We start from the raw sequence: 26,788 nt of genomic DNA, 5'->3' as shown, positions 1-26,788 counted from the left end.
ACATCGCCTCGCTCACGCTTCGGGTTACCAAAAAAACCAATGGCTCAGGTAAATGCTTAACTTCAAAACGGATCGCCAGGGTCCTGGGTTGGGAACGCTGGCCGACTAGACCGCGGCCGACGTCCAAGACGGCGGGTCGCTTGCCGGGAACGATTCCATTCCCGCTTCGGTCACCCAATCTTCCGATTCGACAGGATCGGACGTCACCGGGCGATCCGTGGCGGATCCCGACGTTCCGGCACCGTGTGCCTGATCGTCGCGCCAGGTCGAAGCCAGATCGGCCGCCTGAGCGACGCGGCGCAGCAGGTCGGGATACGATCCCGGAGGGTCTTGCTGGGCGAACTGATCCACTTGGTGCGCCCACGCACTGGCAACGTCGTCTTGATCACCGGCCAAATGTTCAGCCGTTTGATTGACGCGATCACACAGTTGTTTCCATTGATCTTCGATGAACGGATGACGCATGATTGCACTCCTGCTTTGTGGGGGGGGGGAAGTCACGAAAAAAGTCGAGACGGATGAAGGGGCATCATCCGTCTCGACCAAGCGTGCAATCAATGCGCCGAAACGTTGCCGGCTATTTCTTCTTCAGCGAAATCGACATGCCGCCACGGACGACGGTTTCCAAGTTTGGATTTGTCGTGATCGCTTCCATAAACGGCGGGTGTGCCATCCGCGGATTGATGTTGTGTGCCAAAATCAACCCGCCCGGACGCAACATCGGCATCAACGTGTTCAGGTAATCGATATAGCCTTCCTTGTCCGCGTCCAGGAAGATCATGTCCACGGTCCCGGTCAGCTTTTTCAGTTCGACATGTGCGTCGCCTTCGACCAAATTGATGACGTCGGACAGCCCCGCCCGCTGAAAATTTTCACGTGCGGTGCGAGCACGATCGGCGTCAATTTCGTACGTCGTCAGCTTGCCGCCGGTCTGCCGTAGCCCCAAGCCGATCCAGATGCCGGAGATGCCCGTCGAAGTGCCCAGTTCCACCACGTGCTGGGCGTTGATCGACTGCGTCATGATCCGCAACAACCGGCCGTCGTGCTGGGGCACATTTCGGAAACGCTGGTTCTTGCCAATGTCATCTAAAACGGACAACGCGTTGCGTTCAAAGTCGTCCAGTGCAACGGGGCCCTTTTCCAGTTCAACGTCGCCGGGAATTCGGTCACCGCTGCCCCCGGCACCACGCTGAGCCATCACGCGACTGGCACCCAAACTGATAAACGAGACGACCAACAATGCAACGCCAACGCCATATTTAAGCACGGTCATGTCAACCTCCTGAAGAAACACAAAAATGATCAACCACGTCTGATGAAACGAAACGCCGTCGTCGCCCGCACGGCCCGCCGGTGACGCCCCCGCGATCGCGAAACGACGGAATCAACCAACCACCGACGACGATGCAATCAAGACGACGCGACGGTTCCCGATCCACTTGTGGCCTTGACCAGCATTTCGATCCATGGGCCCAGGTAATGTCCGTTGTCGTGAAAGGTCCGTCCGCTGACCAAATTTCCATCAACGACACAGGGTTCATCGACGAAAATTCCGCCACACACCTCCAGATCGAATTGGCATTTAGGAACGGTCGCCATCCGCCGACCACGTACACAATCCGCGTACGCAGGAATTTCAACACCGTGACAGACACTGGCGATCGGTTTTTCCGCCGCGAAAAATGCCTTCGTCACGCGAACCAAGTCCTGGTCGTAACGGATGTATTCCGGTGCTCGCCCGCCCGAAAACATGATGCCGGCGTAATCGTCGGGTTCGATTTCGGCGAATGTGATGTCCGCCTGGATCGTGTAGCCTTCCCATTCCTTGGTGATCGTCCAACCGGGTTTCACTTCATGCATCACCATTTGGTAGCGGCGTTTTTCTGGCGCGGCGACCACGGGCTGCATCCCCGCTTCGATCAAACGGTAATACGGATACATCGTGTCCAACGTTTCGCTGGCATCACCAATGATGATCAAGACTTGGGGGCGTTCAGGCATTTGGAATCAGAGTATCAAGGCGTGGGGAGTGGTGAACCGAAGTTTGTCGACGCGATGGACCGCTTGGCGGTTCAGACGACTTCGAATCCGCTGCGTTGCGGACGTCGCATCATGTCGTTGGCCGCTGAATCATCACCAAAGTTTTCCGCGACCGGATCCCAAGTCAACGAACGCCCCAGTCGCATCGACAAATTAGCCAAGTGGCATGTCGTGGCGCTGCGGTGTTGACTCTCCACGTCCGAGATCGGTGTCCGGCGGGAATGGACACAGTCAAAGAAGTTGCCCATGTGGTTGATGATCGCGTCCAATTTGCCCGCACGCAGTGGACGCTGCAGATTATCGTCATCATACAGCCTGTACATTTCGCGGGGCAGCGGATCGGTTTCCAGTCGCTGCACCGGAGCTCCGTCCAAAACGCTGCGATTGACGAACAAACGTCCGCGGTCGCCTTCGAACAAGATGCCACGTCGACCGATGTCACGAACGAGTAATTGAACACCGTTCTGGTATTGGATATCAGCTTCGAAATCGGTGGCGACGTTGTAACCGTCGGCGATGCTGGGAAGCTTGGCACGCGTCTCGATCTGCGTCGGCAGCGATCCGATGGCCCACTGTGCGATGTCGACATGGTGGGCTCCCCAGTCGGTCATTTTTCCACCGGCGTACTCGTACCACCAGCGAAACGTGTAGTGACACCGCTCGGCGACATAGGGCACGCGGGGTGCCTGGCCCAGCCAAAGATCCCAATTCAAGTGGCTGGGAACGGGAACCGGTTGAAACGGCCCACCGCTGGGGTTCTTGTCCGTGGTGCAGGTCACGCGGCGTAATTTTCCGATGCGTCCGGCGCGCACCATTTCGGCGGCCAAGCGAAAACGCGAATCGTTTCGCTGCCACGTTCCGACCTGGATCACACGATCATGGGACGCTGCCACATCGCGAATGACTTTGCCTTCGTCGATGGTCAACGTCAACGGTTTTTCGCAATAGACGTCTTTGCCCGCCCGCACGGCATCGATCAGCATCTTGGCATGCCAGTGATCCGGCGCGCCGATCAGCACCACGTCGACGTTCTTGTCGGCCAACAGTTCTTGATAATCTTCGCTGATCTTGGGCGTGCTGCCGAAACTGGCGCGGGCCTGTTCGCGGACATGCCGATCCACGTCAGCGATGCGAACGATGTCTCCATAAAGCCTTGCTTTTTCGGCGATTACCGATCCCTGGTATCGCATGCCGATGGCACCGATGCCGACACGTTCAACTTTGTGTTTGGATTTTTCGCCGGCGGTGTCCGCCGTGGCGTTTCGCAGATTTGCTGCGGTGGCAACGCTGGTCGCCGCGGCTGCTTGCAAAAAGCTTCGTCGTTTCATCATTCACCGGTGGGTTGGATGGTGGCAGGCGGGAATCCTGTCGACCGGCCGGCCAATTCTTCGGCCCGTCGTTGCTGCAGGATCCACTCCATCCTATCCAACTCGGTGTAGTACATGGCGCTGGGATCGATCCCTTCGCTCTTGAGCCATTGAACGCGTTGCCGGACGGCTGGACGTTTGGCCACGGCAGGCAGCACCACCAACCAAATCGTTGCCAGCACCGTTACCGCAATGCCCAGCATCAAACGTCGCCGGATGGCCGGCCGTCGAAGGCTGTTCGTCAATCGCATCAGGGTGTGGCCGCCGTTGGGAAAACGACTTTGAACATCAGGTACGCCATGACCAAGGTCAAAACCAAGTTCAGCGACTGTCCGCACACGTACAGAATCAACGGTTTGCCGCCCTTCAGTTGTGGCAACAATTGACGAAAGTTCGTTTCCAGCCCGATACATACGAAAGCAAGGCAGAAGAACCAGCCACGCAGTGTTTTGGTCGAACCTTTGATCATCGCATTGACCAACTCCGGTCCGGCGGGCAGTGTCGCGTACAGAATCGAAAACAAGATCGACATCGCGATGAAGCCCAAGACGAACTTGGGAAAGCGGTACCAGATTTCGGAGACACCGACACGCGGTCCGGCCGGATCGCGTTCGACGTAGGTCACCCAATACACGGCGACACAAAATGCCGTAACGCCGATCAAAATGTTTTGAATCATCTTCACCGTCGCGGCAACTTCCAACGCATCATCGCCCAGCACGGCGCCCGCCGCGGCCACCGCACCAGTTGAATCGATCGTCCCGCCCAGCCAAGCGCCGCCCAGAATCGGATCCATCCCGACCGCTTTTATGATCGCCGGCAAAACGACCATCATGATGACGGTGAAGCTTAGCGACAGACCGATCGCCAGCGACAATTCTTCCTTTTTGGCTTTGCACGACGCCGCAGTCGCAATCGCCGCCGAAACCCCGCAAACGGACAAGTCCGCAGAAATCACCATGTTCAGTGATTTGGAGGGAACCTTCAAAACCTTTTGCCCAAACAAATACGTGGAAATCAACACGACCGGTGTCACCACCCAAGCGACGAACACGCCGGGCACTCCCAACGCTAACAAACGGCTCATCAAGACTTCCGCCCCCAACAGGACCAAGCCCGTCTTGATAAAGAACTCCGTCAAAATCGCTGGCCGCAAAAACTCCGGCGTGCCCACGGTGTTGCTGATCACCAAACCGACCAGCAATGCCCACAGCGCGTATTCCAGGTTGTAAGACTTCAGGACTTCCTGGCCGGCCATCACATAGGCCAAAGCCGCCAGAGCAAACACCGCCGGAAAGGCCACCAAAAACTGTTTGGCCGATCGACCTCGCAACTGCATCGCCAAGGCGAACAACACGCCGATCGTGACAAGAGCACCGGCCATTCCGATCCAGTTGCCCGCCAACCCGGCCAGCGGATTGACCGACCAACCGCCCGGCTTGGCCAAGAACGCTTTCAGCGGGCTGACCACCTCCATCGGCTCACCGGCCGCAATGCTTTCTTCCAAGCCAACCGGCCGGCCCAGCCAAACCGCTGCCATACAGATCAATAACAATGTGCCGCCGCACCAGATCGCCCACCAGTCTTCGCTGGTCCGCATGTCGGTGATCCAATTCGGTCGTTGTGGCGGCGTTACGGATTCGCTGGTCGAGATTTTTGTGCTCGAGGATTCAGTGGTCGAGGATTCAGTGGTCGAGGATTCGTTGGGGACATTCTCCGGGTCTTGATTCATTCAGACAGCTCGGCAAAAAGGTGGGATGCGTCAGGGGGGAGGGGCGGTGGGCGAGCGGATGTCGATCGCGTCGCGACAAGATCAGACACCAGCGGTTGGCTATGTTCCAATCTTCAAACCCGACATTTTCCCGCCGGACCATCAAACTTGCAACGGCCAGTTGTCCAGCAATCGGTCCTGTGGCAACGGCGATCCATCAACGAGTGTCGCGTTGTCTGCATCGCCTCGGTTGGCGGGCGGTCTGGTTTCGATTCCGCTCGGCAGATCCGCGATGTGGTTAAACTGGACCGGGGCGTTCCACCCGCCAAGGCCCGCGACCTTTGGTCGCGATCGTCCTGTCCCCACGCCACGTCGCCACCGAATTGATGAACCTGTTGCCCGATCGTTTTTCGCGATGGATCGCCGAAAGCCGGCGTTGGCGACTGATCCTGCTTGTCGGCGGACTGGGGTTGCTGGGCCTGATGATGACTCTGGTGTTGCGTGTCGACGGACGCTGGTTGCCGGCGGAGGTCCGGCGTCTGCAACAAGAGGAAGCGTACTTGTCGTCCACGGTGGACCGCGACGTCTTGTACGAACCTCAAGATCCCTTGCGGGCAGGATTCCACACGCGATACCAGGATTCTGCCGACGCTAAAGAATGGGTTATCGTCGATCTGGGCAAACCATTTGCATTGGATCGAATCGTTCTGGCCCCCACATGCATCCGCGACAGCAACAATCGTTTGGTCACCGGATATGGTCTGCCCCGACACGTCAGAATCGAAGCCTCCGATACCGAAGACTTTGCATCGCCGCGATTGCTGGCTGAACGACAACTGAATGCATCGGAGACGACAGGTCGTTACCCGATTCAATTCGTTTCGCACGGCCGACGTGGACGATTCATTCGGGTGACCCTTTCGGAGTTGGCCGACAAGGACGGACAGTATTTTGCGTCGCTGGGCGAACTGATCGTCATTTCGGGTAATCGGAATGTGGCCCAGTGGCGCCCCCTGAAGACATCCAGTTCGATTGAAACCGACATGCGATGGTCAGTGGAATTTCTGGTCGACGAATTCTCGATCCTGTCGGCTCCACAGATTGCCACGCCCAGCAGCACCGATGGCTATCTGGTCCGTGATACCCTAACACTGCCTCATGAAATCGTCGTCGACTTGGGCCAGACCTACGACATCGACGAACTGAGGCTGTATCCGGCACAACCGAAATCGGAACCATTCACACCGGGCTGGGGATTCCCGGCACGATTTCGCGTGGAAGTCAGTCAAACCGCGGACTTCGCTGACCCCACGGTGCTGCTGGGTTTCGAAGGATTTGATCTTCGGCACTGGACGGATCGTCCGCTGATCATTCCCGTGGGAACGCGTCCGTTCTTCACTCGCAACCAACCCCTGTTCGCCGCGGCCCCGTCCGAATCGATTCCGGAAATGCCCGTTGATCCGGTCCCCGCACGTTTCGTCAAAGTGTACGTATCGGGCAGCGATTCACGGCTATCGCCTCCCGTGATCGCGTTAGCTGAATTACAAGTTTTCGCGGGCACCGAGAACGTTGCACTTGGAAAATCCGTCTCGGCTTCCGAAACGTCGGAACGCTGGAGTTCATCAGCGCTGGTCGACGGATTCAACAGCCGTTGGAAACTGATTCCCGACTATGATTGGCTGGTGCGAATCAAGCGACGGCAATTCGACGAAGAGGCGTTACAGAAGATCCGCGGCGAATTGGGCGATACCTATTCGCAACTGTGGCGGCGACTGGCCGCCGGCGGCGGAGCGGCGATTTTGGTGATCATCGGATCGCTGACCTGGGGCATGACCAGCGAACGTTCACGGACAAAACGAGAGACCAAACGTCTTCGTGATCGCATCGCCAGCGACTTGCACGATGACATCGGCAGCAATTTGGGAACCATCCGATTGATCAGCCAAACGATCTTGATGAATCCGAATTGTGACGATGAACTTCGCCAAGACATCAACGAAATCGCTAAGATCGCCACCGAGACCAGCGATTCGATGCGTGACATCCTGTGGCTGATCAAGCCGACCACGATGAACTTGGATGAATTCGTGGGTCGTCTACGGCAAACCGCCAACCGCATGCTGGGGCACTGTCAATTACAAGTCGATGTGACCGAGAACATCCCCGCGATGGAGGTCTCGGTCGCTTGGCGGCGGAATGTTTTCTTGTGCTATAAAGAACTGCTTCACAACCTGCAAAAACACGGATATCCCGAACACGTTTCCATCTGGATCGAATATCGGGCACCACGATTTCAAATCGTCATCACCGACGACGGCCGAAAGTTTCATCCCGCCACCGTGCATCGGGGCGAAGGCCTGGCCAACATCGAAAAACGCATGCGAGAAATTGGCGGCCACATCCGCTTTGTCCAACAAGATCGACGTGTCGCAACGTTGCAAACGAAAATCAGCTAATCTTCGCCGCCGCTTATGAACCTTGAACACAACGCCGACATCCCATCCGCGGCCACGCCGGAGTCCAATATTCGAGTCTGGTTGATCGAAGACAACGATGCGTACCGTCGCAGCCTGTCACGCGTTATCGACCTGCTGGACGACTGCGTTTGCGAATACGACTTTGACAGCGCCGAATCTGCGATCCGGCGATTCAGGGAAGGCCGACAACCGGATGTCGTCCTGCTGGACATCGGTTTGCCGGGGATCGATGGCATCACGGCGATCGGCCAGATCCGGGAAATCTATCCCGATTGCAAGTTGGTCATCCTGACGGTCTTTGACGATCACGATCGCATCTTCGGTGCCGTGTGTGCCGGCGCTGATGGCTATCTGTTGAAGACTTCTTCCAACGAAGACATCGAGCGGGCGATTCGCGAAGTCCTTGCCGGTGGCGCTTCGATGACACCCCAGGTGGCCCGAAAAGTCCTGACACTGATGAACCATTCGCGACCGACCGTCGACGACAGCGGTCTTTCGCCAAGAGAGATGGAAGTCCTGAGCCGCCTGGTCGAAGGCATGACAAAAGAGGAAATCGGTGTCGCGCTGGGCATCAGCCGACACACCGTCGACAAACACGTTCGCGCGATCTACCAGAAGTTACACGTCAACACCCGCGCCGGCGCGACGGCCGCAGCCATCCGCCGTGGATTGGTTTAAATCTTGCCCACCGTCAGAACCGTTGCCGCACCGAAACGGACCGACGACTAAACCGCGAACGCGGACCGGATCGCACGCACCGCTGCGGCGACGCCGCCCGGTCGCAGACTCAACACAACGTCCGAAGGCGTCGATTCGGCTGCGATATCCGTCTGCGACTGTTTCGAACACGGATCCTGCTGAGGAACATCCGATTCCAAGATCCGCATCACGCACGAATCGGTGACCGACGATGGCGCGTGCGTGGGATGGGTAATGACGCTGGGTTGCTGGGAATCACTGAATTCAAAACCGGCGTCACACTGCGGACAGTTGACCCAGGTACCGACCTTGGTCGCATCGTCGTGAACAAAGTGCCCCAGCGGACATATCGCGGTGATGGTTTCGGATTCCATATTTATCCCCATTGATGATCGTTTGCCGTGCGTCAGCATTGTTTCATTGAAACCCTGCTCGTTTGAAACCCGTTTCCCGTTCGCAGGTTTCGCGATTCGGCGGCGGGCCTATCGATTGCAATAGCCACCGACGAGTCATCTTCCGCCAGGCATGCCGTTGGAAAAATTGACTGTGGCGTGAAGTCGACCATCGCTTCGGCTTCACGGGTGAGCCTCACAGGGACTCTACCGCGTCGATCAACCCTTCGTGTGAATTCGAATCACGTGTCGGACGGGCCGGACCGCCTGACCAACGGCCTGTGCCAAAGGCGCACGTTGCTGTTCTGTTTCACGAACGGCTTTTTCCATATGCTTCCGACCCGAGGGGCCGTGAAACACCTTCTTGATCTGGTGAGTTTCAAAGGCCTGCTTCACCGCCACCGCCTGGCTGACATCTTCAAACGCATCAACAAAAGGGTTGTCGGTGAATTCAGCGGCCAGGTTCACACCGGCACTCAACTGAGCAGGCGAATAGGTGTGCGACTGGTTCCCCCAAGTGACCGTCGCGATCCCCGACAATCCTGACACGGTCAACATCAACCGATTCAAGCCATCATCAAAGGGAACGAACGTCATCCCCGAACGCACCGAATCGTCGCGATCGACCGGGCCGTCGGCGCAGAACGGATAACGGTGGCTGACCAAAGACACTTCGCCCTGGTTCACCGACACCACTTCATGACCGCCCTTGGCCGTTGCCGTGTCCGCCGCCATGTCGACGTGAATGTGTCCCAAATCACCGTCGCAACCCAGCGCACGCAAATAGGCGTAAGCCATGATCGCATGTCCCGCCCAATCCGGGTGGATGCCATCGCGGCCACACATTTCATACGGCCGCCAACCTTGCCCGGGGTATCGTCCCGGCGCAAACACTTTGGCTTGATACATCGGCCAAAACACATCGGCAAATGCGGCGTTCTGTTGTTCGGCGACATCGATGGCAATGTCACGAAGCGCACACAAATGCTGGTTGTGTTCATCCAGAGTGCCTGATCGCCCCTTGACCCAAGTCGCGATTTTGCCGCTGCACCCCGGGGATCCGACGACAACTTCCGCACCCGCCGCTTGGCACTTACGAACGATCTGCCGATAGTGGTCCGCGTACCATCGTCCGTTGGTCACGTCATACGGCCGATACCTGGCGTCGTTCATGCCGTAACTAAGCGTCACGACGTCGGGTTGAAAGCGCAGACAATCGTTGTCCATCCGACGCAAAAAACCGTCCGTCTTTTCACCGCTCCAACCGTATTGCCGCACTTCGATTTCCAGTTCCGGCATGCAGGCAACTAAGTAGGTCTCGATCAGACGCGAATACATGCGTTGCTCGGTGATCGAATCCCCGGCGATCACCAACAAGTCGCCCTTTTCCAGCAACAGCTTTGCCGGTGGCGGCGGTGCCAACCGCGGATTCAGCTTTTCGAACGCGACGTCGTCTGGCTTGGCTTCATACTTGTAATTCGCCGCTGCCGGATCGGCCGGCCTGGCCGTCTCCTGTGCTTTGGCCTGGAAAAACCCTAGGGCGAATGCCATCCAGACGGAACAGAACAACAAAGGCGAACGTGAACAACGGATCATGGATGAAGACTTTTAAAAATGAACGCGGCAGCAATCAGGCGCGTGACACATGGTGACTCTCAAATTCGAATTCTAGTCGCTGCTTCCGACACCGTGTCGAGTTTGGTTTTGAGCCACAAACCATCGAGAGATGACCAGTGTTGTTCCGTTCGCAAAGCAGAAAACCGTGGCCATCCCGATCACGGGTGGCTGGACACCAATCACACGTTTCCGTGCGTCAGTAACCGCGACCCACGACACATGGGCAATTGATCGACCAACGACCGGTATGGACGAATTTCTGTTGCTTTCGCTGCGGATCAACGTGCGTCAAAGCAGCCGAAGCACTGAGATAGCCATGAAGTTGGCGGGTTGAAGCAACATTTCGCCGTGTCGCCGAGAATTGGTACGGCTTGTGCGTTACGTCTCCCTCGTACCACGACACGCCGGAAACTGTTCCGGCTGGTTGTGTTTCGAAATATCACTCATTGGGAGAACAAGCATGTTGGGTTGGGCATTGACCTTTTTCGTGATCGCACTGATCGCCGCACTGTTCGGATTTGGCGGAATCGCCGGTAGCGCCGCAGGTATCGCCCAGATCCTGTTCGTCGTCTTCTTGGTGTTGTTCGTCTTGAGCCTGATCTTTGGTCGCCGAGGCACCGCTGTCTGATCCTGTCACAGCCTGTGCACGGCACATCGCCGCTCGACATCAACTTCCACATTCACTGCATCGAAATACGATCCACACCCTGGCCAATCCGACGCCACCGAGTCGCCGGCACGACTGTGTGCATCGTTGAACAAAACCAAAAGGAGTCATCATGACTTTGGAAACCAAAGACCAATTGAACGAAACGACTGTCAAGAAACTGCAACAACTGATTCAGGCCAACATCGATGCCTACGACGGCTTTCGTGAATCAGCTGAAGAGATCGAACATCCCGCATTGGCAGATCTGTTTCGCCAGATCGCACACCAGCGTTCCAAGTTCGCGACCGAACTGCAGAACTTTGTCAGCTGGAACGGCAAAGCACCCGAGACCGACGGTTCCGTCGCAGCGTCAATGCACCGTACATGGATCGACATTCGCGGTAAGCTGAACGGCGGTGACCCGCACGTGATTTTGATCGAGGCCGAACGCGGCGAAGATCATATCAAGCACGCCTATGAAGACGTGTTGAAGGAAACTGCCGGCAGCGCGATGAGCGACGTTTTGAACGCGCAATACGCCGTCGTCAAATCCGGTCACGATCAGATCCGCGACCTGCGAGATTCTTTCAAAAAGGCGTAACACCCCAAGGGTCACGTCCGTGACTACCTTCGCCATCGGGGCGGCTGATTGACAGCCGCCCCTTTTTCTTTGCCGTTGATCGATTCGCCTCTTTGCCCGACTTGGCCCGGTACCGCATCACGGTCAGCCCCGATCCACGGGATACAGATCCCACCTGCGTTAGATCGATTTCCATTTTGCCCAAGTGTTCGAATGTCTTCGCCCACCCATTTTGATTTGATCGTCATTGGGACTGGTCCCGCCGGTGGAACCGTCGCCAGCAAAATCGCCGAAACTGGCAAACGGGTTGCGATTGTTGACGAGCGCACCTTCGGGGGCACTTGTGCCCTGCGCGGGTGCAATCCAAAAAAAGTCTATGTGAATGCCGGGCAATTGCTGGACCGCGTCCGACGATCCAACGGTCAATTGGTGGCCGATGTATCCACTCGAATCGATTGGGAAAAACTGCACGCGTTTAAGGAAACCTTCACTCGTCCTGTGGCCGAGGGATCCGAAGCGTCGTTTCGGGATTCCGGCATCACCACACTGCACGGGACGGCCAAATTCATTGGCGTCAGCACGCTGTCCATTGCGGGTGAACTTTATGAAGCTGATCGAATCGTCATCGCAACCGGTGGTCGTCCGCGAACGCTGAGTTTTCCAAACAGCGAGTGCTTGATTTCCAGTGATGTTTTTCTGGACCTTTCACAGTTGCCACGACACATCGCATTCGTCGGTGGCGGCTACATCTCGATGGAATTCGCCCACGTAGCGGCGCGGGCCGGTTCACGGGTGACCATCATCGAAAAGAACTCAAGCGTTCTGTCGGGCTTTGATCCTGATCTGGTGAAAACGTTGACGGCGCTTTCTCATCAACTGGGCATCCAGTTTCTGTTGAACCAAACCATCGAAGGCATCGACGTTCTGGGTGACGAATCACGTCGTATCAAACTGCGTGACGGCCAGACGGTGGCGGCTGACTGTGTGGTCCATGGCGCCGGCCGCGTTCCCAACATCGATCGAATGCAGTTGGACGTCGCTGGGATCCAACACGATCAAGATGGCGTGTCGGTCGATGCGCATCTGCGGAGCCAATCCAACGAAAGAGTTTATGCGGTGGGTGATTGCGCCCGTACGGCCCAACCACGTTTAACACCGGTGGCCAATGAAGACGCCAGGATCGTAGCAAAGAATCTTTTCGCGGATCGTCCGGTACGAAGCCCCGATTACGGGATGGTTCCGCATGCATGCTTTACCACCCCCGCAATCGCTTCGGTCGGATTGTCGGAAGAACAGGCCCGCCAAACGTCAGCCGATCTGGACGTGCGAACCGGTGACATGAGCGACTGGAGCAGCGTACGAAAAACCGGCAAGACGGTGGCCGGTTACAAGGTTCTGATTGACCGCGACTCCGATGCAATCCTTGGTGCCCATCTTTTGGGCCCCGGTGCCGAAGAAACGATCAACCTGTTCGCGATGGCCATGAAACACAATTTGACGGCAGCGGAAGTTAAATCCACCTTGTTCGTCTTCCCGAGTTTCAGCCACGACATTCGGCAAATGATCTAGCACCACCGGACGCTCAATGCGATCAAACATCGCATCATTGCCCAGATAAGGTTTCACGCGTCACCCTGCCTTGTTTTCGGGCATTACGGAAGCGTACGGCCGTTCCCCACAGCATCGACATTAGGAACGATTCGTTTTCGCCCGGGCCTTTGCGGGCAAGCGAATGCCGTTACCAAGGCCACGACGTCGGTTCCAACTCCGTTGTCATTTTTCATCGACCTCCGACGACGTTGTGGCGCTGCGGTTGCGAATGCGTGCGAGGCAACGCTGCGGCTTTCGGTCCGCCCACAACGAACAGATCCGTCCTCCTGCAATTCGGTTTCCGCAGATGGGTCGGCTTGGATGATGGGTGATCCGGGAATCCGTTGCGAAGTTTCATTCGCGATTCGCTTCTTGGTCTCGGCCGCTGCATGCAAACATTTCCCGATTCGCCGACCGATCCCGCATCGCTGCGGACCGTGCCGACCGGGGATCCGGCATCGAACGCTCACGAACGCTTGGTCATTGTCGGTGGCGGCATGGCCGGTTGGGGGTTATGCGACCGTCTGGTCAAACGCAATGCAAATCACTTCTATCAAATCACGCTGATCGGTGACGAACCGACGCCGGCATACGATCGCGTTCATTTGTCGTCGTACTTTGGCGGTCGCAGCGAAGACGATTTACTGTTGGCCGACCGTCAGTGGTACGCCAACCATCGAATTGAACTGCACACCGGACGCCGGATCAGCTGTATCGATCAAACAAAGTGCGAGGTCGTTGATTCAAACGGCGTGCGGCACCCGTACGATCGATTGGTGCTGGCGACAGGATCTTCGGCGTTCGTTCCTCCGATTCCCGGCGCGGACCTGGCCGGCGTTTTCGTTTATCGCACTCTGCAGGATTTGCAGTCCATTCGTCGACATGTTGACGAAACCGGAGCTTCCACCGGACTGGTCATTGGTGGTGGCCTACTAGGATTGGAAGCGGCGAAAGTCATGATCGACCTGGGGCTGTCGGCATCAGTGGTGGAACGTGCCCCGGGGTTGATGCCAAGGCAGTTGGATTCCAAAGCCGCCAAGCGCCTACGCCAACACGTGGAATCGATCGGCGTCGATGTGCACGTCACTTGCCGCACCGATTCGATCACAACGACGGACGATCAGCGTCTGCGGATAGCCTTCAGCAACCGTGATCCGATGGTCGCGGATTTGGTGATCATCGCCGCGGGGGTCCGTCCGAATGACCAATTGGCCAAAGACGCCGAACTGGAAACGAGCGTTCGCGGTGGCATTGTCGTCGACCGACATCTTTGTACGAGCGACCCGAAAATTCATGCGATCGGCGAATGCGTTCGCTTTCGTGATCACGTTTTCGGACTGGTCGCACCGTGTTACCGCATGGCCGATGTGCTGGCACAACACTTGGTCGGTGAAGACGCAAGCTTCGAGGGTGCCGATGAGTCCGCGGAATTGAAACTTCTGGGTGTCCAAGTCGCGACGTTTGGACGACAAATCGGTGAATCACGCGGCGGCGTCGTGCTGAACCACTCCGACGATTCAGGATTCCGGGCGATCTTGTTAGAACAGGGACGCATCGTCGGTGCGTCCTGTGTGGGGCAATGGGATCAGTTGCCACAAGTCCGTTTGGCGACATCGAATCACCAACGGATGTGGCCGACGCAACGAACCAGGTTTGTGAAGAGTGGTTCACCATGGCTGGATGATGCCGCTTTGTCTGTACATCATTGGCCCGATGACAGTGTGATATGCAACTGTTTGAACGTGACCAAAGGAACCGTCGGTGAACTGATCAAGCAGGGATGCGATCAACCAAAGCGAATCGCGGAAGCCTGCGGCGCGTCGACGGCTTGTGGAAGCTGCGCAAACTTGGTGTCGGAACTGACAGGTGCCCCCGCCGAATCGTCCGCGGATCAGGGCGGGCGTCCGCTGATGTGGGTTTCCGCGTTGGCGTTTGCCATGCTGGCGATCTGGTGTTTCGGCCCGGTCATCGCTTTCGCCGAAAGCGTCCAATCGGATCGCCGCCTGATTGACTGGTGGTGGCGAGACGATCTGGCAAGACAAATCACGGGGTTCTGTTTGCTGGGCGCGTTGGTGATCGGCCAAGCGTTTTCGCTACGCAAACGAATCCCAAAGTTTCAATTTGGCGATTACCGCCTGTGGCGCTGGGTTCATTCGGCCATCGGAACGCTCACCGTGGTCGGGCTGATCGCGCACACGGGGCTTCGATTGGGCACAAACTTCAATGCGGTCCTTGGGGTCACGTTCTTATCGGTCGCAATGGTCGGCGCTTTGGCAGGATTGGTCACCGCAATGGAAAGCCGGCAAAGGGGACCGAGCGCGTTGCGATGGAAAAGATGGCGAGGCTGGTTTTCCAAACTGCACTTTTTCTTGGCCTGGCCGTTGCCGATTTTGATCGCCATTCATGTCGTTTCATTTTATTGGTTTCGCGACTGACGACATGAAGCTGCCTGTCCCTGCATCACCGAAATTCGCCGTCTGGATGGTCATGAATATGGCCATCGCCGGTGTTGCCACGTACGCCCTGGTCGCCCCCAGCACCACGGTCGCCCGACGCATATTTCTGCCAGGCGAAACAACCCACGGCCACTATCAAATTGAATTGGCTTGCAACCAGTGCCACCAAACCAATGGCGGCAATGACGAATCAAACGCGTCCAATGTGATGCAAGATGCCTGTTTGCGATGCCACGAAACCGACTTGGACACCGCCAACGACACCCACCCGGCATCGAAATTCAACGATCCGGTGCACGCCGACTTGCTGAAGACCCTGGATGCCCAAAGCTGTCTTTCGTGTCACCGTGAACACGTCGCCGAAAGAACGCTGGCGATGGGGCTGACCATTCCCCGCGACTATTGTTGGCATTGTCATCAAGACGTTGCCGAAAGCCGCGTGAGCCACGAAGGCATGCGTTACGACAGTTGCGCCACCACGGGGTGCCACAACTATCACGACAACCGTGCGTTGTACGAAAAGTACTTGGACGAACACCACGGCGAAGCAGACATCTTGGATGATGCCACGCTGATCTTGTTGACCTCTCAGCAAAACGGTGACGACCAAACACAAGAAACGCAAACGCAGGTTGTACCGGACATCAGCGATGCGGATCCGCAAATCGTTCGGCAATGGTCATCCAGCGCCCACTTCGCCGCAGGCGTGAACTGCACGCAATGCCATCAGCCCGAAGCGGAAGATTCCCTCGCGAATCATGGCACCACAACAACGGCGGGATTCGGCACCGCTTGGAACGATCACGTCGCGCTGGACACATGCCGCCATTGTCACGCACGACAATCCGAAACGTTTCTGCGAGGCAAACACGGGATGCGTCTGGCCGTCGGCTTGCCCGAAATGCAAGTGGCAATGGCGCGACTGCCGATGCGTTCCGATGCAGCCCATCGACAATTGAACTGCAACAGTTGTCATGCCGCACACGTCGACGACGTCCAATACGCGGCGGTCGACGCATGCTTGGGATGTCACAACGATGATCATTCGCTGGCGTACCTGGATTCTTCCCACGCCGAACTATGGCGTCAGGAACGCAGCGGCGATATCGATGCCGGACGCGGCGTTACATGCGCCACATGCCATATGCCGCGTGTGGCGACCGGCGACGACACGTTCGTCAATCACAACCAAAACAGCGTCCTTCGACCGGTTGAAACGATGGTCCGTGATGTCTGTCAACGATGTCATGGCTTGGAGTTTTCATTGAACGCGGTGGCCGATCCGGAACTGGCTCAAACCTGTTTCGATCGGCCTCCCGAACAGACCGTAACCAGTGTCGAAATGGCGCACGAATGGTTCGAACAACGTCGGAAGCGGCAACAAAGTCGCAAGCGATCGGGTTCACGTTAGTTTTCTGTTTTTCACCTTTTCTGAATGAGTTTTCAAAGCATGACGATCCAGCGAATCTTCTTTGCCGTCGCCGGCCTATCGGCGGTCATTGTTGGCACCCTATCAATGACCGGTTGCGGTTCCAGCGAAGCCAGCAGCAGTTCCAGCGGTCCAACCATCACGCCGCAACAATTCGCCGATGGCGTGCATGCGGTGATGATGGCCGACCGCACCGTGTATGCAACCCACGTCGTGACCAACCTGAAGAAACAAGAGTCCGTCGTCACCGCCGATGAGTACTGGCAAGATTCCGACGATGCCATTCCTTTGCCCGCCCAAATGTTCCGCATGGGTGCCGAATTGGTCGACGAGAATAAAGAAGCCGGATTCACCTATGCGTTGCGATCGTCATGGCCTCTGAACGAACAACATCAAGCCAAGACCGACTTGGAAAAGAAAGCGTTGCAGTACATCGTCGAAAACCCGGGCGACAACTTCTATGGCGAAGAAGTCCTGGGTGACACCAATTACTTCGTCGCCGTGTACCCGGATCGCGCCGTGGCAGAAGCCTGTTGGACTTGTCACAACGACCACCCCAACCGCGGTGACGATTATCCAGAATTCGAAAAGGACGATGTCATGGGTGGAGTTTTGGTTCGAATTCCGCTGCCCTAGTTTCAATCTCCTCGGATACTGATTTTCAACGCAGCTACTGTTAACCCACCACACGGATCGAAGCCATGACACCCAATCAAATCGAACTTGTCCAGTCGTCTTGGGAACAAGTCAAACCAATCTCCGAACAGGCCGCCGAACTGTTCTACGGAAAACTGTTTGACTTGGACCCTAGCTTGAAACCGTTGTTTAAAGGCGACATGAAAGAGCAAGGCAAAAAGCTAATGGCAACGCTCAGCCTAGCCGTCGCATCACTGACAAAACTCGAATCCTTGCTTCCCGCTTTGAAAGACTTGGGAAGACGCCACGTTCAATACGGTGTGCCCGATGAAAGTTACCAAACGGTCGGCCAAGCCCTACTTTGGACGCTTGAACAGGGCCTGGGCGAAGCCTTCACCGCCGATGTCAAAGAGGCTTGGACCGAAACCTACGTGACGCTGAGTACCGTCATGCTGGATGCGGCACACGAGCAGGCGGCATGAACGCTTTCCGCTCGATTCATGTGCAACGGATCAATGCTCCGCAGCGCTGCGGTTGGATCACGCCACCACGCCGACGACTCCGGTGCACATGCTGTTTCGCCGCCCAAGTCGTGTTTTTGCTCGGGTGCAGCGAACCGTCGCTGCCACCCGTTCCTGACTCAGGCGAATCGCCGGCGGCCATTGCGCAAACCAAGGCCGAACGGGCGATTGCCAGTCCGTCGGACCTTGCGGACCACGACATGACGAATCCGGCAGACATTGAATCGGGATTGGCGACCTATGGTCTGTCGCCGCTAACCGATGAACAGATCGCGTCGCTTTCGGTCGGCGACGTGATGCAGGCGGTCCACGAATCAAAAGCCTACCGAGAATGGCTGAAACCGCCGATCGATCCGGATCTGGGGCAGTTGGTCGTGCGGATGTATCGGCATTTGGCATCACAAGTTCCACCCAAAGGTGACCCATTGGATTTCCAAACGCGTGCCGGCGAATTGGCCGACGCAGCCGACGCGGTATTGCAACAGGGCGATGAAGCGGTGCCCCGGTTCCGGCGCGCCGTCAATTGCAATTCCTGTCACGCACGTCATCGATAGCGATCACGACAACGAGGTGCGATCGACATCACTTCGTCCGGCGACGAATCCCCATCGATCGCATCCGTGATGACAACGTCGCGGGATGCAGCCCCAAAAACTGGGCGGCCCCCTGGTCGCCGGAGATCTTCCAGCGATGAGCTTCCAACACGTCGATCATGTTCTGACGTTCGATCCGACGTATTTCTTCCTCGGTCATCAGAGCATCAGTCCGCGCCGGCGTCGGTGACGAAACCGTCGCCGCGGCCTCGTGCGCCGTCTGGGGCAGGTCAAACTGCAGCGGTCCGGTCTGCGAACGGATCACCGCCCGTTCAATCACGTTTTGCAATTCACGGATGTTGCCCGGCCACCGATACGCCATCAGTTGACGCACGTGCCGCTGTTTCAACGTCGGCTGATCGACGCCGATCTGGCGGGCACGTGTTTGCAGAAAATGCGATGCCAGCAGGGGAATGTCTTCGACCCGCTGCCGCAACGGCACGACTTCGATTGGGAATACGCTGAGCCGATAATACAGGTCTTCGCGAAAGTTCTTTTCGGCCGCCTCTTCTTGCAAGTCGCGATTCGTTGCCGCAACAATTCGAACATCGGCCTGACGCGTCTGTTCTTCACCAATGCGTTCGTAGGTGCCTTCTTGCAGCACTCGCAGAAGCTTGCTTTGCATCTCCAACGGGACTTCGCCGATTTCGTCCAAGAACAGCGTCCCACCATCGGCCAATTCAAAACGTCCCACGCGATCCCGCACTGCACCGGTGAATGCACCTTGAGTGTGGCCAAAGAACTCGCTTTCAAAAAGGTCACGCGGAATCGATGCGCAATTGACCTTGATCAGCGGGCGATCGTGCCGCGGGCTTTGTTGATGAATCGCACGAGCAATCAATTCTTTTCCAACGCCTGATTCGCCAAGAATCAGGACATTGCTGTCGGTCGGGGCCACCAATGCGACTTGCTGCAAGACCTTTTGCAGCGCCGCACTTTGCCCCACGATTTCACCGAACTGTAACGACGAACTGATTTCGTCTTTTAGATATTCGTTTTCCAATTCCAACTGCTGGGTCAAGTGTTCGATCCGCTGCAGTGCTCGGGTGTTTGCGATGGTAACCGCTGCATGGTCGGCGATGATTCGCAGCCAAGAACGCCCCGCTGGCCAGACCGGTGAACGCAGAAAGACCCCCAGCACGCCCAGGACCTCCGATTGGTGCACCAACGGTTGCCCGACAAACCCACGGATTCCTTCGGCGGTGGCCCATTCCGGTCGCACGATCCAGGGGGACCCTTCGCTGATGTCGGTCACTTCCACGACGTCGCCGGTTGCCGCGATGTGCCCGACTTTGCGAACGCCGATCGGAAATCGCTGAAACCTCCCGTCCAGACGATCCCAACGCGATCCGTTCGATTGCGATTCGCCGTCGCTGGCGACCAAATGCAAACACTGCGACCGGTCGGGGCATTCGTCGGCAAAAACGCACCGCTGGCAGATGTCCCCAGGCTGGATCAACCACAGACGTGCCAGGGCGATGCTGGACGTTTGGCACAGCCGTCGGACGATCAATCGCAGCAGCGAATCGACACTTCGTTGCCGGGCCATCTCCAGCAGCAACGCTTGGAACGATTCGGCGTCATCACAATTTAGTTCAGGTGGCGAATTCATCTGCAACAGAATAATGGTTTTTCACGAATCACACCTGACTTTTCATGTTTCGTGATTTTTCACGACCACTTCGACAGGCACAACAATTTCCCTAAAGCGTTTCCATCAAACCACTTACGAACAACCTTGAAGTTTCGGCATGGTTTGTGCCTAAGCGACCCCGCAACCAGATCGCCGAGATCTTGCGTCCGCTGATGGAAAGCCATCCGCGGCAACGGCAAGGTACCGGTGGGTCCGATTTCAACACGAACCGTTAATCCGAAAGACGAAACGACGCCATGAATCACGAAACCGCTTGCACCACCGACGCTTGCACCACCGACGCTTGCACCACCGACGCTTGCACCACCGACGCTTGCACCACCGACAGCTGTGCAACGCCGACCGTCCTTCCGACGGACATCCGGCCGCCGTTCGATCGGGCGTCCGCTTTGGCCAAAGTCCAGGCGGCCGAAGACGCTTGGAACAGCCGTGACCCGCACCGCGTCGCTCGCGCTTACAGCGTCGATTCCCAGTGGCGAAATCGCGATCAGTTCTTTGTCGGACGCGAAGCGATCACGGAGTTCCTGACAGATAAGTGGCAACGCGAGCTGGATTATCGACTGGAGAAGGAACTATGGAGCTTCACCGACAACCGGATCTCTGTCCGCTTTGAATACGAATGGCACGATGCCACCGGGCAATGGTTTCGCACCCATGGCAACGAACACTGGGAATTTGGCGATGACGGTCTGATGCAACGTCGTGACATGAGTGCCAATGACGTTGCGATTGAGCCGAGCGAACGACGCTTGGTTGACGCCGCGACGAACTAGAACACACGCGCTCTTCGCCGCAACACGAGAACCAATGAATCAACACAGAACCACTTTCAACTCAAAGACCATAAAATGACATACCGTTACACCGGAGCTTTGGCTTTATTGTCCCTTTCACTTCTTGCTTCACCCGCCGTCAACGCGTCTGAGCCCCGTCCGATTGTTCGGGCGGCTGATTCATCGGACACGACGACGGTGCACCATCGCACGGATCAGGTCGACGGATTGGAGATCTTTTATCGCGAATCGGGCCCGGCCGACGCACCGACGATCGTGTTGTTGCACGGTTTTCCGACGTCGTCACACATGTTTCGCAACTTGATCCCTCGACTGTCCGATCGCTTCCACGTGATCGCGCCGGACTATCCCGGCTTTGGAAACAGTTCCATGCCCACGGTCGACCAGTTTGATTACACGTTCGATCGCTTGGCGGATGTGATCGGTCAATGGCTGGATCAACGTGAAATCAAACGATACAGCTTGTACTTGATGGACTACGGCGCCCCGGTCGGCTTCCGATTGGCAGTGCGTCATCCCGAGCGAGTTCAGTCACTAGTGATTCAAAACGGCAATGCGTACGAAGAAGGCCTAAGCCCATTTTGGGATCCGCTTCGGGCCTACTGGCAAGATCGCAACGAAACGACGGCAGAACCGTTGAAAGCGTTCTTGAAGTTGGACGGCACACGGTGGCAGTACACCCACGGCGTCCGCGATGTGTCAAAAATCAGTCCCGATAACTGGCGGGTTGATCAACCTTTGCTGGACCGTCCCGGAAACCAAGCGATTCAGTTGCAACTGTTCTATGACTATGGCAGCAACCCGAAACGTTACCCGGCTTGGCAGGCCTATCTGCGACAACATCAGCCTCCGACGTTGATTGCGTGGGGAAAGAACGATGAAATCTTCCCCGCCTCGGGAGCCACACCGTATCAGCGTGATTTACCCAACGCCGAGCTGCATCTGCTGGACACCGGCCATTTTGCGTTGGAAGATCGCGGCGAAAAGATCGCACGGCTGATGCGTGATTTCCTGACTCGTCATGTCTCGGCGGTTCAGTAACCAAGCGTTGCCCGAACGGCCGCAAAGGAATGCGGCCGGAACTTGGATCTGATCAACGCGGTACCCATCGCGTCAGCGTGATCGCTGCAGAGACGTTTACGGTCGCATCAGATCATGACAACTGCCATCCGCCCGATTCAGCTAATCGACTTGGGTGCGATTTTGTTCCGGATCGACACACATCACCATCCACGCCACGCCGAATCTGTCGGTGACCATGCCATAGGATCGCGACCAGAACGTTTTCACCGGAGGCATTTCCGGGTTACCGCCGTCGGCCAGGTGGTCAAAGACGTGGCGGATTCGCTCCGGGTCTTCGGCGGTATAGACCAGGCGAAACCCGTTCATCCCGACCGAAGCATCTTCAGCCATGCTTGCACCATCGGATGCCATCACAATGGTGTTTCCGATGCGAATCGTCGCATGCATGATCTTGTCGTCGAAACCTTCGGGAATCGGACAGTCGGGATCGGGTTCCGGGTTATCTTTGAACCGCATGACGAACACGATCTCTGCGTCCAGCCTGGACTGGTAGAACCGCAGTGCTTCTTCGCAATTGCCGTCAAAGAACAGGTAGGTGGATACTTCGGGGGTCACGTTCATTCTTTCCAGTGAAGAGCCTGACGAAGCCTGCCTTCGCTCTGTGAGATGTCACCGATGGGATCGTCGGCGGCAAAGCCTTCGATTTTAAAGAGACGTGGAATCTTGATGTGAGTGTCGTCCGCCATCGGACGCGGGCGGCGACAAATGCATCCTGCAACGCTTCGCCGGCCAGATCGGCATCGCCCGGGCACCGCGCCAAAGTGGCGAGGACGCAAAAAGAATCTTGTCGAAAGTTTTTTCGGCCAGGACTTCGATTTCGGTCACGGCACAATCGGGGGGGCAACAATCTGGTCATTCAGCGGAAGACAAACGAAACCCACGGGTTTCAAAACGCAGAGATGACTTCCGACTTGTCGTTGCAGCACACAGTGAAATCAAAAATCAGGGCGACTCGTCTCCGATTGATCGCATGAAACGGGTAAACTGAACCGAACGTGAAAGGAAGTGGAGCCTCAGTGGCGCGTCAGACTTTTTGGGATGCCCGGTGTTCAGCGGTTGGACATGGGGCGTAATTCGAAAATCTGAGCCCTTATGTCCGACTTAAAGCACGCGGCATGTAAAAAACACGTTAAACTGAGCCTCCTCTTTGAATCCTCTTCTGACATTCGAGCGTTGTACGTATGACGGACACAATGCCAGCGACGACATCGAACGGGCGTACCGCCGAGTCGGTGGTCTATCTGATCGACGATTATCCCGACGACTTGTTGCTGTTGCGGAAACTGTGCGAATCCATCGGCTTGAAGGTACGCACGTTTGCTTCGCCCACTGAATTTTTACAGCTCGCCGACCTTGGGGCCAAAGGTTGCATCGTTGTCGACCTGATGATGCCACAAATGAGCGGGCTGGAATTGCACCGCGAATTGGCCAGCCGCGGCAGTTCGATTCCGATCATCGTCGTCACCGCTCACGCGGATGCGGCGACCTGTCGGGAAGCGTTCAAGAGCGGGGTTTTCGATTTCATCGAGAAAAGTTTCAACCCGCACGAACTGGTGCAAGTGATCCAAAAAGCGCTGCGCCACAGCGAAGACACGGAACACGTCAGCCGGATCCGTGAACAATCCCTGATCAACTTGGACCGCATTTCCCCTCGCGAACGTGAGGTGATGGAATTGCTGGCGGCCGGAAAGACGCTGAAGGAGATCGGCCAGAGTCTGGGCATTTCTGTTCAGACCGCGTCCAAGCACCGGGGCAAACTGTTTGAAAAGCTGGATGTTCAAAACGAAGTCGAGCTGTTCAAGCTGTTGCTGACGGTCAACCCGGATCGGGGCCGTCCGAGTGCGGGCGAAGCATCGGGTGTGTGATTTCCACGGCGGCACCACCGTCGATTTCGCCGCACAACACCAGGCCACAATTTTGACGCTTCGCCAAAGCGTCGGCGATGGCCAGTCCCATCCCGGGACGCATCGGGTTCGCTGCTGAACCACGTTCAAAGGGCCGCAACAAACGCGGGGCCAACTGCGGCGGAAACCCCACGCCGTTGTCTCGGATCAGGCACGTCCATCCATCGGAGGTCGGCTTGACTTCAACGGTGACTTCCAGCGTCCGTTTGTCGTCGCGGTAACGGAACGCGTTGTCCAGCACTTGGTGCAACATCTTTTCGAACGAATCGAAATCCACGTCCGGATCGGCACCGGCGTGAATGTCCAGCTTGGCATCGCCGATGCTGTGCTGACGACAAACATCGTCCCAAGATTGACGTAAGATTTCGGTCAGCGGTTTTTCGCCAACCATCGTCCCCGGATCAGGCGGCATGATGGCCATGCACCACGAACGGATCGCATCCAGCAATTCGTCCATCGAACGGCCGGCCCGCTGGATCACGTTCAGACTGTCTTCGATGTCGGTCACGTCTTCGGCATGCTTTTGCCGCAGGTCATCGTCGGCAATTCGTTGCCATGCTTCGGCGGCAATGCTGTGGAACCCGCGAACGTGCCGGACCGGCCCCCGCAAATCATGCAGCATCCGACGCAGATCTTTCGGGTCGATCGTCACGCCATCTTGAGGTGGCGTACCGGAGCTCTTTTTATCGGAGCCGTCCATACCGGGACCTGGATTCATGGATTTGCGTCAGTGAAGGTGTGCGATTCGGGCCGGCGACGTCCGCTGCAGTTTACCCCATCCACTGAACGATGCTTTGCCGGCAAGCCAAAGACCCAGCGTCTGGCAACGATGCCGACTTGAACCTCGGCATTTTGGGCAAAGTTTGAGCAGGCGGAAAAGTCACCGCGTTCAACAAGATCGCTTCGGCCGATAGGACCAGAACGGACGCGATTGACACCACACCTGTGCCGCCCTTGCCCGCTTGCCACTGCCTCATGCCCGCCTTTCGCCTCGACCGCTACATCACGCCATCAATCCGTCACGGCCTGCGGCACGTCGTGACCTGGATTTTGGTGTGCGCGTTCGGTTTCACGGCGACGGCACAGGAAACTTGGACGCTTCCCAGCCCCAACGACATCAAATCGGATGCTGCCAATCCAGACGCGCCGCTGTGGTCTTCGCCCGAGGTGGTTCCACCCGGCAGCGAAACGGTGTTCGGTGACGAAACGGTGATCGGCAGCCAATGGAGTGTTTCGGACCCGGCCGATGGCGTGCAAGAGTCATCCGTTTTCCAGGGTCCCGCAACGGACTTGGCGATCGAATCAGGAACAGCCGAAATCATCGGCCCAGTGTTCGATGGGCAAACCCCAGTGTTCGATGAACACAGTCCTTTGTTCGACGTTCCCGGCAATGTTGTGTATCCCCAATCACCCACGACGTCGGTGATCATGCAGGGTCGACGCCCATGGCTGAACCTGGACACCGATTTTTCCGATCCGTTGTTGGACTTTCAAAACCGACAGACGGATAAAGAACAGATGATCCTGCGTCACGCGTGTCATCGCGACGCATTCACACCGGCGGTGTACGTCGGCGGACAAGCCCGATTGTCCTTCTTGGCGGCGACCACCAACACGACGGACAAGTTTCCGTACCTGGGTCGTTTCCCCACCGACTTTTCTGGCGACAGCGCGACCGACGCGCGACTGTTGCAGGCCAACGGTCACGTCACGGCGCATGTCTCACCGATGGCCCATGTGTACGGGGAGTGGCTTTTCTCCGACGTGTTCACGTTCCCAGACCACCGCCAAGGCAGTCTGCAAGTTCGCCAAGCGTACGCCGTGTTTGGTGATTTTCGGCAGAGTCCCTGGTACCTGTACTTGGGGAAAAAGAACATCGGTTTTGGCGACCTTGGAACCCTTAGCCCGTTCACCCAGTCCGTCGTTTGGCACTACTTTTCCGCGTTGGCCGAAGGCGTCGGGCTGGGGTACTTTGACGACCGGTGGCACGTCACGCTTGCCGCGATCAACGGTGGTCGAGGGATCCGCGTGGCCGATTCGACATCGCGTGGAAAGCTGAACAACTTCGCCGCCAACGTCCGTTTTCGTCACGGCGATATCGAATTGGGACGCATCCAACTTGGCAGCGGTTTTCTGTTGGGGACCATCTACGATGGTTTCACCGCCGAACACCTGGATGCCAACCAATTCGGTGACGACAACAACAGCGCATGGAATTTGTTCGGCCAATTCGAATTCATGGCGGTCACGCTGGCGGGCGAATGGGTTTCAACGACCGAAGCGTGGCCGGTCACCGGATCGATGGTCCAAGCGTATCGGCTGGAAGCGGCGTATTGGCCCCACCGTGGACCGGGGTTTTCCGTCTGGTCATTCAGCTACAGCGATGGCGATCAGGGCGGCCCAGGCACCGAGTTTGAATTCAACCGACAACTGGTGCTGGGGTACCAAAAACAACTGTCACACCACATGCGTGTGTCGGCTGAGTATGTCCGCAGCACAGGATTCGCGCCGTTGATCAACATCACGACGGTCAGCGACCGTGACGTCACCCAGGACAGCCTGGTGTTGGGCGCGACCATCGTCTTGTAGCGGCCAG

The 26,788-nt window shown here is 56.9% G+C and carries 25 protein-coding genes; 14 read left to right on the top strand and 11 right to left on the bottom strand.

Features of this window, described 5'->3' with window-relative positions:
• Window positions 1-105: 105 nt before the first annotated feature.
• The 6 genes from Mal65_RS09820 to Mal65_RS09795 form a co-directional block, all read right to left on the bottom strand.
• Complete coding sequence (locus Mal65_RS09820) at window positions 106-465, bottom strand: hypothetical protein (RefSeq protein WP_145296664.1); 360 nt, start codon at window positions 463-465, stop codon at window positions 106-108.
• A 112-nt stretch (window positions 466-577) separates the two neighbouring features.
• A complete protein-coding gene (locus tag Mal65_RS09815; protein ID WP_145296660.1) occupies window positions 578-1,273 on the bottom strand; it encodes an O-methyltransferase in 696 nt (231 codons plus the stop codon).
• 137 nt (window positions 1,274-1,410) lie between these two features.
• Window positions 1,411-2,001 carry a DJ-1/PfpI family protein gene (locus Mal65_RS09810; RefSeq protein ID WP_145296657.1) on the bottom strand — a complete coding sequence of 197 codons (591 nt, stop codon included), beginning with the start codon at window positions 1,999-2,001 and terminating at the stop codon, window positions 1,411-1,413.
• Window positions 2,002-2,072: 71 nt separating this feature from the next.
• The gene (locus tag Mal65_RS09805; protein WP_145296654.1) at window positions 2,073-3,371 is read right to left on the bottom strand and encodes a Gfo/Idh/MocA family protein; all 1,299 of its coding nucleotides are present in this window, start codon (window positions 3,369-3,371) and stop codon (window positions 2,073-2,075) included.
• The gene (locus Mal65_RS09800) at window positions 3,368-3,658 is read right to left on the bottom strand and encodes a hypothetical protein (RefSeq protein ID WP_196784728.1); all 291 of its coding nucleotides are present in this window, start codon (window positions 3,656-3,658) and stop codon (window positions 3,368-3,370) included. The genes Mal65_RS09805 and Mal65_RS09800 overlap by 4 nt, the downstream gene beginning before the upstream one ends.
• Window positions 3,658-5,139 carry a YeiH family protein gene (locus Mal65_RS09795; protein WP_165701179.1) on the bottom strand — a complete coding sequence of 494 codons (1,482 nt, stop codon included), beginning with the start codon at window positions 5,137-5,139 and terminating at the stop codon, window positions 3,658-3,660. The genes Mal65_RS09800 and Mal65_RS09795 overlap by 1 nt, the downstream gene beginning before the upstream one ends.
• Before the next feature lie 365 nt (window positions 5,140-5,504).
• Between Mal65_RS09795 and Mal65_RS09790 the strand changes: the two genes are divergently transcribed.
• Window positions 5,505-7,574 carry a histidine kinase gene (locus Mal65_RS09790; RefSeq protein WP_145296651.1) on the top strand — a complete coding sequence of 690 codons (2,070 nt, stop codon included), beginning with the start codon at window positions 5,505-5,507 and terminating at the stop codon, window positions 7,572-7,574.
• A 15-nt stretch (window positions 7,575-7,589) separates the two neighbouring features.
• Window positions 7,590-8,273 carry a response regulator transcription factor gene (locus tag Mal65_RS09785; protein WP_145296648.1) on the top strand — a complete coding sequence of 228 codons (684 nt, stop codon included), beginning with the start codon at window positions 7,590-7,592 and terminating at the stop codon, window positions 8,271-8,273.
• A 47-nt stretch (window positions 8,274-8,320) separates the two neighbouring features.
• On the opposite strand, the gene Mal65_RS09780 is transcribed toward Mal65_RS09785, so the two are convergent.
• Together Mal65_RS09780 and Mal65_RS09775 are read right to left on the bottom strand one after the other, a co-directional pair.
• A complete protein-coding gene (locus tag Mal65_RS09780) occupies window positions 8,321-8,668 on the bottom strand; it encodes a hypothetical protein (protein ID WP_145296645.1) in 348 nt (115 codons plus the stop codon).
• Between the two features lie 237 nt (window positions 8,669-8,905).
• Complete coding sequence (locus tag Mal65_RS09775) at window positions 8,906-10,282, bottom strand: SGNH/GDSL hydrolase family protein (RefSeq protein WP_196784727.1); 1,377 nt, start codon at window positions 10,280-10,282, stop codon at window positions 8,906-8,908.
• Between the two features lie 481 nt (window positions 10,283-10,763).
• Here Mal65_RS09775 and Mal65_RS09770 point away from each other — a divergent pair, with 481 nt between their 5' ends.
• The 8 genes from Mal65_RS09770 (at window position 10,764) to Mal65_RS09735 (ending at window position 18,718) form a co-directional block, all read left to right on the top strand.
• Entirely contained in the window at window positions 10,764-10,931 is a 168-nt protein-coding gene (locus Mal65_RS09770) for a DUF1328 domain-containing protein (RefSeq protein WP_145296639.1), read from the top strand.
• A gap of 151 nt (window positions 10,932-11,082) precedes the next feature.
• Window positions 11,083-11,553, top strand: coding sequence for a PA2169 family four-helix-bundle protein (locus tag Mal65_RS09765; protein ID WP_145296636.1), 471 nt, complete (start codon window positions 11,083-11,085; stop codon window positions 11,551-11,553).
• 192 nt (window positions 11,554-11,745) lie between these two features.
• Window positions 11,746-13,101, top strand: a complete 1,356-nt coding sequence (locus tag Mal65_RS09760) for a dihydrolipoyl dehydrogenase family protein (RefSeq protein ID WP_145296633.1) — start codon at window positions 11,746-11,748, stop codon at window positions 13,099-13,101.
• Window positions 13,102-13,511: 410 nt separating this feature from the next.
• Complete coding sequence (locus Mal65_RS09755) at window positions 13,512-15,557, top strand: FAD-dependent oxidoreductase (protein WP_145296630.1); 2,046 nt, start codon at window positions 13,512-13,514, stop codon at window positions 15,555-15,557.
• A 4-nt stretch (window positions 15,558-15,561) separates the two neighbouring features.
• On the top strand, window positions 15,562-16,989 hold the full coding sequence (locus Mal65_RS09750) for an ammonia-forming cytochrome c nitrite reductase subunit c552 (RefSeq protein ID WP_145296627.1): 1,428 nt from the start codon (window positions 15,562-15,564) through the stop codon (window positions 16,987-16,989).
• A gap of 24 nt (window positions 16,990-17,013) precedes the next feature.
• Window positions 17,014-17,643: a Tll0287-like domain-containing protein gene (locus Mal65_RS09745; RefSeq protein ID WP_196784726.1), complete on the top strand. Its 630-nt coding sequence runs from the start codon at window positions 17,014-17,016 to the stop codon at window positions 17,641-17,643.
• A 65-nt stretch (window positions 17,644-17,708) separates the two neighbouring features.
• Complete coding sequence (locus Mal65_RS09740) at window positions 17,709-18,125, top strand: globin family protein (RefSeq protein ID WP_145296624.1); 417 nt, start codon at window positions 17,709-17,711, stop codon at window positions 18,123-18,125.
• Window positions 18,122-18,718 (top strand): hypothetical protein, encoded by a 597-nt coding sequence (locus Mal65_RS09735; RefSeq protein WP_145296621.1) that lies wholly within the window; start codon window positions 18,122-18,124, stop codon window positions 18,716-18,718. The genes Mal65_RS09740 and Mal65_RS09735 overlap by 4 nt, the downstream gene beginning before the upstream one ends.
• A 28-nt stretch (window positions 18,719-18,746) precedes the next feature.
• Here the strand turns inward: Mal65_RS09735 and Mal65_RS09730 are convergent, their stop codons facing one another.
• On the bottom strand, window positions 18,747-20,369 hold the full coding sequence (locus Mal65_RS09730; protein WP_145296618.1) for a sigma-54-dependent Fis family transcriptional regulator: 1,623 nt from the start codon (window positions 20,367-20,369) through the stop codon (window positions 18,747-18,749).
• Window positions 20,370-20,770: 401 nt separating this feature from the next.
• Here Mal65_RS09730 and Mal65_RS09725 point away from each other — a divergent pair, with 401 nt between their 5' ends.
• Window positions 20,771-21,184 carry a nuclear transport factor 2 family protein gene (locus Mal65_RS09725; RefSeq protein WP_390621845.1) on the top strand — a complete coding sequence of 138 codons (414 nt, stop codon included), beginning with the start codon at window positions 20,771-20,773 and terminating at the stop codon, window positions 21,182-21,184.
• A gap of 75 nt (window positions 21,185-21,259) precedes the next feature.
• On the top strand, window positions 21,260-22,246 hold the full coding sequence (locus tag Mal65_RS09720; RefSeq protein WP_145296612.1) for an alpha/beta fold hydrolase: 987 nt from the start codon (window positions 21,260-21,262) through the stop codon (window positions 22,244-22,246).
• Between the two features lie 141 nt (window positions 22,247-22,387).
• On the opposite strand, the gene Mal65_RS09715 is transcribed toward Mal65_RS09720, so the two are convergent.
• Window positions 22,388-22,843: a VOC family protein gene (locus Mal65_RS09715; RefSeq protein WP_196784724.1), complete on the bottom strand. Its 456-nt coding sequence runs from the start codon at window positions 22,841-22,843 to the stop codon at window positions 22,388-22,390.
• A 638-nt stretch (window positions 22,844-23,481) separates the two neighbouring features.
• Here Mal65_RS09715 and Mal65_RS09710 point away from each other — a divergent pair.
• Window positions 23,482-24,153 (top strand): response regulator transcription factor, encoded by a 672-nt coding sequence (locus Mal65_RS09710; protein WP_165701178.1) that lies wholly within the window; start codon window positions 23,482-23,484, stop codon window positions 24,151-24,153.
• On the opposite strand, the gene Mal65_RS09705 is transcribed toward Mal65_RS09710, so the two are convergent.
• Window positions 24,104-24,910, bottom strand: coding sequence for an ATP-binding protein (locus Mal65_RS09705; protein ID WP_145296603.1), 807 nt, complete (start codon window positions 24,908-24,910; stop codon window positions 24,104-24,106). The two genes, Mal65_RS09710 and Mal65_RS09705, sit on opposite strands and share 50 nt — an antisense overlap.
• Before the next feature lie 257 nt (window positions 24,911-25,167).
• Here Mal65_RS09705 and Mal65_RS09700 point away from each other — a divergent pair, with 257 nt between their 5' ends.
• Complete coding sequence (locus tag Mal65_RS09700) at window positions 25,168-26,781, top strand: hypothetical protein (RefSeq protein WP_145296600.1); 1,614 nt, start codon at window positions 25,168-25,170, stop codon at window positions 26,779-26,781.
• Window positions 26,782-26,788: the final 7 nt, after the last annotated feature.

The sequence above is a fragment of the Crateriforma conspicua genome (assembly GCF_007752935.1).
Classification (GTDB): domain Bacteria; phylum Planctomycetota; class Planctomycetia; order Pirellulales; family Pirellulaceae; genus Crateriforma; species Crateriforma conspicua.
The sequence above is the reverse complement of the archived record's forward strand: the minus strand, read 5'-3'. Positions and strand labels throughout refer to the sequence as shown.

Bases quoted from the DNA above. Each gene is read 5' to 3' on its own strand.
- Mal65_RS09750 (WP_145296627.1), top strand. From the start codon at position 15,562: ATGAAGCTGCCTGTCCCTGCATCACCGAAATTCGCCGTCTGGATGGTC.
- Mal65_RS09765 (WP_145296636.1), top strand. From the start codon at position 11,083: ATGACTTTGGAAACCAAAGACCAATTGAACGAAACGACTGTCAAGAAA.
- Mal65_RS09720 (WP_145296612.1), top strand. From the start codon at position 21,260: ATGACATACCGTTACACCGGAGCTTTGGCTTTATTGTCCCTTTCACTT.
- Mal65_RS09780 (WP_145296645.1), bottom strand. From the start codon at position 8,668: ATGGAATCCGAAACCATCACCGCGATATGTCCGCTGGGGCACTTTGTT.
- Mal65_RS09770 (WP_145296639.1), top strand. From the start codon at position 10,764: ATGTTGGGTTGGGCATTGACCTTTTTCGTGATCGCACTGATCGCCGCA.
- Mal65_RS09755 (WP_145296630.1), top strand. From the start codon at position 13,512: ATGCAAACATTTCCCGATTCGCCGACCGATCCCGCATCGCTGCGGACC.
- Mal65_RS09800 (WP_196784728.1), bottom strand. From the start codon at position 3,658: ATGCGATTGACGAACAGCCTTCGACGGCCGGCCATCCGGCGACGTTTG.
- Mal65_RS09700 (WP_145296600.1), top strand. From the start codon at position 25,168: ATGCCCGCCTTTCGCCTCGACCGCTACATCACGCCATCAATCCGTCAC.
- Mal65_RS09805 (WP_145296654.1), bottom strand. From the start codon at position 3,371: ATGATGAAACGACGAAGCTTTTTGCAAGCAGCCGCGGCGACCAGCGTT.
- Mal65_RS09705 (WP_145296603.1), bottom strand. From the start codon at position 24,910: ATGAATCCAGGTCCCGGTATGGACGGCTCCGATAAAAAGAGCTCCGGT.
- Mal65_RS09740 (WP_145296624.1), top strand. From the start codon at position 17,709: ATGACACCCAATCAAATCGAACTTGTCCAGTCGTCTTGGGAACAAGTC.
- Mal65_RS09785 (WP_145296648.1), top strand. From the start codon at position 7,590: ATGAACCTTGAACACAACGCCGACATCCCATCCGCGGCCACGCCGGAG.
- Mal65_RS09810 (WP_145296657.1), bottom strand. From the start codon at position 2,001: ATGCCTGAACGCCCCCAAGTCTTGATCATCATTGGTGATGCCAGCGAA.
- Mal65_RS09790 (WP_145296651.1), top strand. From the start codon at position 5,505: ATGAACCTGTTGCCCGATCGTTTTTCGCGATGGATCGCCGAAAGCCGG.
- Mal65_RS09745 (WP_196784726.1), top strand. From the start codon at position 17,014: ATGAGTTTTCAAAGCATGACGATCCAGCGAATCTTCTTTGCCGTCGCC.
- Mal65_RS09815 (WP_145296660.1), bottom strand. From the start codon at position 1,273: ATGACCGTGCTTAAATATGGCGTTGGCGTTGCATTGTTGGTCGTCTCG.
- Mal65_RS09775 (WP_196784727.1), bottom strand. From the start codon at position 10,282: ATGATCCGTTGTTCACGTTCGCCTTTGTTGTTCTGTTCCGTCTGGATG.
- Mal65_RS09735 (WP_145296621.1), top strand. From the start codon at position 18,122: ATGAACGCTTTCCGCTCGATTCATGTGCAACGGATCAATGCTCCGCAG.
- Mal65_RS09710 (WP_165701178.1), top strand. From the start codon at position 23,482: ATGCCAGCGACGACATCGAACGGGCGTACCGCCGAGTCGGTGGTCTAT.
- Mal65_RS09820 (WP_145296664.1), bottom strand. From the start codon at position 465: ATGCGTCATCCGTTCATCGAAGATCAATGGAAACAACTGTGTGATCGC.
- Mal65_RS09795 (WP_165701179.1), bottom strand. From the start codon at position 5,139: ATGAATCAAGACCCGGAGAATGTCCCCAACGAATCCTCGACCACTGAA.
- Mal65_RS09760 (WP_145296633.1), top strand. From the start codon at position 11,746: ATGTCTTCGCCCACCCATTTTGATTTGATCGTCATTGGGACTGGTCCC.
- Mal65_RS09730 (WP_145296618.1), bottom strand. From the start codon at position 20,369: ATGAATTCGCCACCTGAACTAAATTGTGATGACGCCGAATCGTTCCAA.